A 6,358-nucleotide genomic window follows, 5' to 3' on the forward strand; every position below is an offset into this window, starting at 1 on the left:
AGTGCGCATTATGGGTGAGTGTTATGTTGAGCGGTTTGCCAACGGCCTAGAACGCCGAAAAGGTGGGCGGTGCGAACTGGCTCAGCCGAACTTGTTCGTGGTGCAGATGAGAGAGAATCGTTTTCAAGCGATAGCCCGTAACATAACACACATAATGCGCCACTTTGAAAATGACATACCAGAGCTTCTAGTATGTCATTTTTTTACGTACCGAAATGTTCTGAACGTGTTGCAGCGAGCATTTCGGGGAGGGGCCCGCTTGCGGGAGGGACCTCGAAAGCGCAGCAAAACCCCCGTCTAGTATTACGGGGGTAAATTCCACTGAATCATCAGTGTTCGCCGTGTATTCGCAAGCGTAGCGCGCCAGTGTTTGAGCGAAGCGAGTCAATCAAGTTAACTCCCTCCAATGCCATTCAGTTAGTCCTTTGAGTCCGTTTTTTTATGGATCATGTCTGCCTTAGCATCGTGTAAGTACTTGTCAAAAAGGAAGTTGGCAACGTCTGTCCATTTCACTGATTCTTTCGTTTCGTAGCTTACATCTATAGCTACTCTTTCCAACTTCATCTTTGTCGACTCGCTAACACGCAGGGAAGTGTACTTCTTCGTCATATGAACCTCATTGTGTGACATTATTCATGTATTTTAGTATGCAAATATACTTTTCACTTCTGAATGCTTGCATACATGCATTAAGTGTGTGTATCTTCGCATCAAAATAACATTGTATGCATGCGTACGTTAGCTGGAAATTGTAAGAATGAGAAAACAGGTATTCACACCAGAAGAATTGCAAATCGACACTGAAGCAAGTCCGTTTGTGTTTGTGGACTACCTTTCGTGGACTATCCCTTATTCCTCACTTCGTCATGCTCATAAATCTGACCTTTCATCTGTAGTTTGGGCTCCAATTCCTAAAGCTAACTACCGCATGGCAAAAACTCCTGAGCAGAAAGAAAAGCTAATCGAGCGTTACAAGCAACAGTGGAACGTTGCCATGATGGAGCGTTTGGAAGTTTTTTGTCTTCACGTTCTTGGCCTTCGCATGTCTCCTTGGCGTGGTAAAGGTTTGTACGGTTATGAAGATTCATGTCACTTGATGACTAAACATTCAAATAAGCATGTCGGATTTGTTGCTCTAGGTGGTAACCGTGGAACCTGTTATTTCCAAATTGAGGGGCTAGGGTGCAAACACCTTTTTGACCACACAAGCGCGTTCCGCTTGCATTGGTGGTTGGATCTTCTTGATTGCAATCGCCTTTCACGTATCGACCTTGCGGTCGATGACTTTCATGGTTTGTTCGGTCGTGAGTATGCGAAAAAAGCTTATGCAGATGACGCTTTTAGAACATCTGACCGTGGTTGTGGCCCTAGTGCCGGTGAACGCTTTTTCGCAGAACCATCTGGAAAAGTTATCAATGAATCCTTTGAAGTTGGCAATCGTAAATCTCGAATCTACTGGCGTATCTATAACAAGGCCGCGCAGCTTGGCTTGGATATGTTTTGGTTTCGTAGCGAGTGCGAACTTAAAGAAATGCCGCTCGATGTTCTTTTGAATATCAGTGGTTATTTTGCGGGAATCTGCGCTTATAGCGCATCAATCGTGTCCAGCTCGCCAGTCAAGGTGGTCACAAAAAAGAAACAAGTCGCGCTCGATATGCACGGGCGCATTCGTTGGGCTCGTCGTCAAGTAGGTCGTACTTTAGCGGATATTGCTAAGTACTTAGACGGTGATTTAGAGAAAGTTTTCGGGATGCTTGTTTCAAAGGATCTCCATGATGACTTATTGGATCTTCCCGACACATACAAACACATAATCAAAGAGATAATGGAGAATTAGCATGGCTGTTCGTTACGTTTTAACAGGTGGCACTTATTCAAAAGGTGTTGGTAAATCATCAGGTAAGCAGTACGAAATTGGTCGTTTGTTTGCGGGTAAAGCTCTTAAGCCTTGGCAAAATGATAACGGTGCTCAAATTGCTTTTGGCATTGAGTCTGTTGAAGTTCCTTTTATGCCTAATCCAACACTCTTGGCAAAGTTCGAGACGACAATGTGTCCTTGCTTAGTTGAGTTCGAGTACGAACCTGACCCAGAAGATCCACGCCGTAATCTTGTTTGTGACTTCAAAGTCATTCGTAGTCTTTTCGATAATCCAGTAGAAAACGAAAAATCAAAGTAGGTGACGTATGGCTGCATGTGTGAATTTTACATCAGAAGGTTTTCTCAAAAGAACCGACGCGACCACATGCAAAGCTTACGTTCTTGTCAGTTCTTCGGAGTACAACGATTTATCAGCACATAAGTCGGTGTCTCCAGCAGAAGCATCCGCGGCCATCGGCTTTGGTTTCGCTGTGGTCTTTGGCCTTGGATATCTAAGTACTTACGCAGTTGGTGTAAGTAAACGTTTAATAAGAAAAAGTTAGGTAACATTATGAAAAAATTCAATCTAAAACGCGCTCTAGTAGCTGCGGCTCTTGTTGGTTCGGCTTCTCCAGTTTTTGCTGAGGGCTTTGATATTTCTAGCTACTTCGGTGCTATCAACCTTGCGGGTGTTGCTGCTGCTGTCGGTGGTATTGGTATCGTTGTTGTTGGTATCGCTATGTCTGAGAAAGGCATCACCATTGCCAAGCGTGTAATCGGTAAAGCGTAAGGCTCTTAATTATGGTTTTTGCTTTATTCGATATGCAGCTAACAATTTACGTTCTACTTGGTGGCATGTCCGGATTTATAGCATCCCTTAATTTCAGGGGTTAACCATTGAATTATTAACGCCTCCTAGTGGGGCGTTTTTTTATTCCAAAGGTTTCTTATGAATATTAAACAATCTCTATTAATTATTTTTCTTTCCTCTCTTTTTTCGTTAGGTGCCTTTGGTGCTACTAATCATGAATATTTTGCGGTTTATGGTGAGTGTGGTGGTTCATCTGTTTATTCCGGAACTATAGATGGTGTAGGTGCGTTATGGGCGGCATCTGGTGAATGTATTTCAAAAGTTGTTAGACCCTGTACTTATAGTGGCCATGCATATGGTGAGGTTTTTTGTATTGATAATCGTAAGGTTAGGCATTCTATTAAATACCATCGCCTTACTAAGCAGTGCGCTCTTGATGAGGTTTATAATTCAGAAACTGGTGAGTGTGAAATACCAAATAAATGTCCAGATGGTCAGCGTGAGAATTTAGAGGGTGAGTGCGTCTGTAATGATGGTAGTAAGCCAAATATGCTAGGTGTCTGTGATGATTATTGTAATTCAGAGGAATTTAATCAGTTAAAAAGAGAGAAGCTTATTATGTGCAGTAATACTGGCGGTAAGTTTTCTTATGAGTGCAATAGTCGAACCGATGTTACTTTTAACTGTGATAAAAAATCAGACCCTGACGGTGACGGTGACGGTGACGGTGATGATGGCGATGGTTCTGGCGGAACTGGTGATGGTGGTGACGGAACGGGCGGTACTGGTGCTGGTGATGGTGATGGAACGGGAGATAATCAGGATTTTGGTCAGGTTGTTAATGCTATCGATAACATGAAAACTGACAATAACACGCGCCTTGATAAGTTGTTGTCTAGTCTCGATGAGAACTCAAAGAATGAGACGAAGAGCTTAGATGGTATTAGTGATTCGATTTCAGCGGCCAGTGATAAGAATGAGCAGTCATTAGACAGAATTAATAGCTCTATCGGTAATTTAAATAATACTCTTAGAGACTCAAATAGTATTGCTCGTGAGCTTTCGTCTAATGAGGTTTCAGCAATTGAGGGCGTTAATGGTTCTATTGGTCGTTTAGATGACACGTTGAAAGGTCTTGCTGATGATATTACATCCACTAATTCTAGTAGTGTAGGGGTGGGGGTTTGTGGTGTTGGAACTTGTGAATCCTTTTATACAGCTAAATATCCCGAAGGTGTTCAAGGCGTTATAAGTACGCATTACAATTCTATTTCCGGAACGGTTACCAGTGGGATAAAGAATGTATTCGGAACGGTTAATTTAAGTGGCGGTTCACGTCCTGCTTATTCTGCTAGTCTTGATTTTGGCTTTGCTAACTATGGCACTTTCGATATTTATCGAGAGGCGTTCTTAAATATTGTATTTACATTTCTCAGAGCTTACTTTTTGGTTTCCTGTATTTTCTACTGTCGCAGCTTAGTATTTGGAGGTTAAGCAATGGATTGGTTAATTAATGCTTTTAATAGGATTCTGGCTTTTCTTTATAGTCTTGTTTTAACTATTATCGACGCAATTAGTGATATTTTTGCTTATTTATTTGATTCTATGTTGAAAGCGGTTGATTTGATAATTTCCGCTGTAATGACTTCTCTTTCCGCTATTCCTATTCCAGATACTGTGCCTTTGCCTAGTGGCGTTGCGTGGGTTGCTTCTCAGATTGGCGTTCCTCAGATGCTTGTGATGATTACGTCATGTTTGGTTATTCGTGTTGGTCTGCAATTGATTCCGTTCGTGAGGTTAGGTTCATGATTTATGCTTTGGTTGGTCGTCCACGTTCTGGCAAGTCTTACGAGTCTGTTGTTTTTCATATCATTCCTGCGGTTAAAGCGGGTCGCAAGGTCATCACTAACATTCCGCTTAACATCGAGAAGTTTAGAAAGGTGTTTGGTGATTTAGCTGATTTGATTGAGGTTCGTGAGTTTCGATTTGATGATTTTGGTCAAGCTGAACGTCCTTTCAGTAAACCAGAAGATTACCTTTGCGAATGGCGTGATGAAAATGGTGTCGGTCCTTTGTATGTCATCGATGAGGCTCATCTAGTTTTACCGCGACAATGTCACGTTGAGATTCTAGAGTTTTACTCGATGCATGGTCACTACGGTATCGATATTGTTTTGTTGACTCAGAACCTGCGCAAAGTTAATCGTGATATTCGTGATATGGTGGAAACAACACACCAATGCATTAAGAACACGCATCTTGGTACAGACAAGACGTATACCAAGAAAGTGTATTTAGGTAATGAGACTCGTGGTGAACCTATGAGTGAGGCGCCTAGGAAGTACGATAAGAATTACTTTGGTTTCTACAAGTCTCACACTGCCAGTTCTCAAGCGGTTATCGAGGCTCAAGCTCAGGATGTGAAAAGCGTAAAGGATCATTGGTCGGTTAAGTTCGGTAAGTTTTTTATCGTCGGTGGTTTGATTTATTTGGTAGGCGTTTACTTTTTCATGTTTCGCGGTGATTCAGAGGAAGATACAGCACCAGAACCAGAGCAGGCCGAACAAGTTGAAAGTGCAGAGGCTAAATCTAAGTCTCAGGAACGTGAGCAAAATCCTAGTGCATTTGGCTTGCTTGCTGATTTTCAGTTTTACATTTCGGGTTGGTCTAAGCAGCTGGTGCAGACGAATGGCGAGTTCAATAGTGATTTGAGTTTCTATCGTGTTTACGTGGATGTTTACACCAATGAAACTTATGAATTCACATTAGAGCATACGGATTTGATAAAGCTTGGTTACGCTTTTAAGCAGCTATCCGAATGCGTTTACCAGGTTAAGTATTACGATTCTAGCCGGATAGTTACTTGCAAGTATCGTGATGAAAACCAGTTGGATGAGGCCGAAGATACAAGTCTTGATGTTCTTGCTTCAGTTCCAAGTGTATCAATATAGAGTGTTTTCCCCAGTTGATACCGCTCGCCGCAGCTCGAATAAGCGAAGCGTCTGAGAGTGAGGAAGCGGAATAATGTATGAAGTTGATTTTTGGTGCGTTCACACTGGAGCTTAATTTATGCAATGGGTGCGTGATGCGTTTGATTGGTTTATGTGGATAGGTTTTATCGTGTTGGTTCTTGGTTTGGTTGGAGGTCGAGCGAGTGATTGATTTTATTGTTGAGCATCTTTACGAGATTCTAGGTCTTTGGGTGTTTGGTCTGGTTATTGTTGCTAATGGTTTCAAAAAGCAGCTGCCTTAGTGCGTATTATGGGAGGTTTGTTAAATGGTTCAAGTGATTGTTAGGAATGGAAAGTTTTTTTATTTAATTGATCGAGTAGCGAGGAAACAGAAATGTCGATAACTTTAGATACTGAAAACCTTACAGTTTTAAGGAAGTACGAAGATATTTGCCCAGAATGCAAGCAGCTATCTGAGTTCTTAGTTTTTGTTGATTCAGATAATTGTCGTTATGACTATTGTGGTCAATGTAGTTGGTATGACGTTACTGACCCTGATGATGATTTATTAGAATCTTAGTGCGCATTATGTATATTATGTTAAATAAACTGTCCGTGTACGCCAAATCTTTTCTAGTTCGGTCTCCTATCCCGCTCAGATTTTAAAATACCGCGCTTTTTGGCAATGCCATTAAACATAATGGCGATTTACCATAAAATACTTAATATAGATCTTAA

Annotated in this window: 9 protein-coding genes; 8 read left to right on the forward strand and 1 reads right to left on the reverse strand. The window is 41.6% G+C overall.

The window, feature by feature from the left end; genetic code table 11:
- Window positions 1-417: 417 nt before the first annotated feature.
- Window positions 418-609 (reverse strand): hypothetical protein, encoded by a 192-nt coding sequence (locus tag KIV41_RS13010; protein WP_285336636.1) that lies wholly within the window; start codon window positions 607-609, stop codon window positions 418-420.
- 148 nt (window positions 610-757) lie between these two features.
- On the opposite strand from KIV41_RS13010, the gene KIV41_RS13015 reads away from it, so the two are divergent.
- The 8 genes from KIV41_RS13015 to KIV41_RS13050 all read left to right on the forward strand — a co-directional run bounded on the left by KIV41_RS13015 (window position 758) and on the right by KIV41_RS13050 (window position 6,200).
- Window positions 758-1,837 (forward strand): replication initiation factor domain-containing protein, encoded by a 1,080-nt coding sequence (locus KIV41_RS13015; RefSeq protein ID WP_285336637.1) that lies wholly within the window; start codon window positions 758-760, stop codon window positions 1,835-1,837.
- A gap of 1 nt (window position 1,838) precedes the next feature.
- Window positions 1,839-2,177 (forward strand): hypothetical protein, encoded by a 339-nt coding sequence (locus tag KIV41_RS13020; protein ID WP_285336638.1) that lies wholly within the window; start codon window positions 1,839-1,841, stop codon window positions 2,175-2,177.
- A 19-nt stretch (window positions 2,178-2,196) separates the two neighbouring features.
- On the forward strand, window positions 2,197-2,421 hold the full coding sequence (locus KIV41_RS13025; RefSeq protein WP_285336639.1) for a single-stranded DNA-binding protein: 225 nt from the start codon (window positions 2,197-2,199) through the stop codon (window positions 2,419-2,421).
- An 8-nt stretch (window positions 2,422-2,429) separates the two neighbouring features.
- The gene (locus tag KIV41_RS13030; protein WP_285336640.1) at window positions 2,430-2,648 is read left to right on the forward strand and encodes a phage coat protein; all 219 of its coding nucleotides are present in this window, start codon (window positions 2,430-2,432) and stop codon (window positions 2,646-2,648) included.
- Between the two features lie 159 nt (window positions 2,649-2,807).
- Complete coding sequence (locus tag KIV41_RS13035; protein ID WP_285336641.1) at window positions 2,808-4,163, forward strand: hypothetical protein; 1,356 nt, start codon at window positions 2,808-2,810, stop codon at window positions 4,161-4,163.
- A 3-nt stretch (window positions 4,164-4,166) separates the two neighbouring features.
- Window positions 4,167-4,478, forward strand: a complete 312-nt coding sequence (locus KIV41_RS13040; RefSeq protein WP_285336642.1) for a VSK receptor — start codon at window positions 4,167-4,169, stop codon at window positions 4,476-4,478.
- The gene (locus KIV41_RS13045; protein ID WP_285336643.1) at window positions 4,475-5,620 is read left to right on the forward strand and encodes a zonular occludens toxin domain-containing protein; all 1,146 of its coding nucleotides are present in this window, start codon (window positions 4,475-4,477) and stop codon (window positions 5,618-5,620) included. The genes KIV41_RS13040 and KIV41_RS13045 overlap by 4 nt, the downstream gene beginning before the upstream one ends.
- 394 nt (window positions 5,621-6,014) lie before the next feature.
- Entirely contained in the window at window positions 6,015-6,200 is a 186-nt protein-coding gene (locus KIV41_RS13050; protein ID WP_148299653.1) for a hypothetical protein, read from the forward strand.
- The last annotated feature ends 158 nt before the right edge of the window (window positions 6,201-6,358 follow it).

Origin of the sequence: Vibrio sp. D401a (genome assembly GCF_030248515.1) — a bacterium.
GTDB lineage: Bacteria > Pseudomonadota > Gammaproteobacteria > Enterobacterales > Vibrionaceae > Vibrio > Vibrio rotiferianus.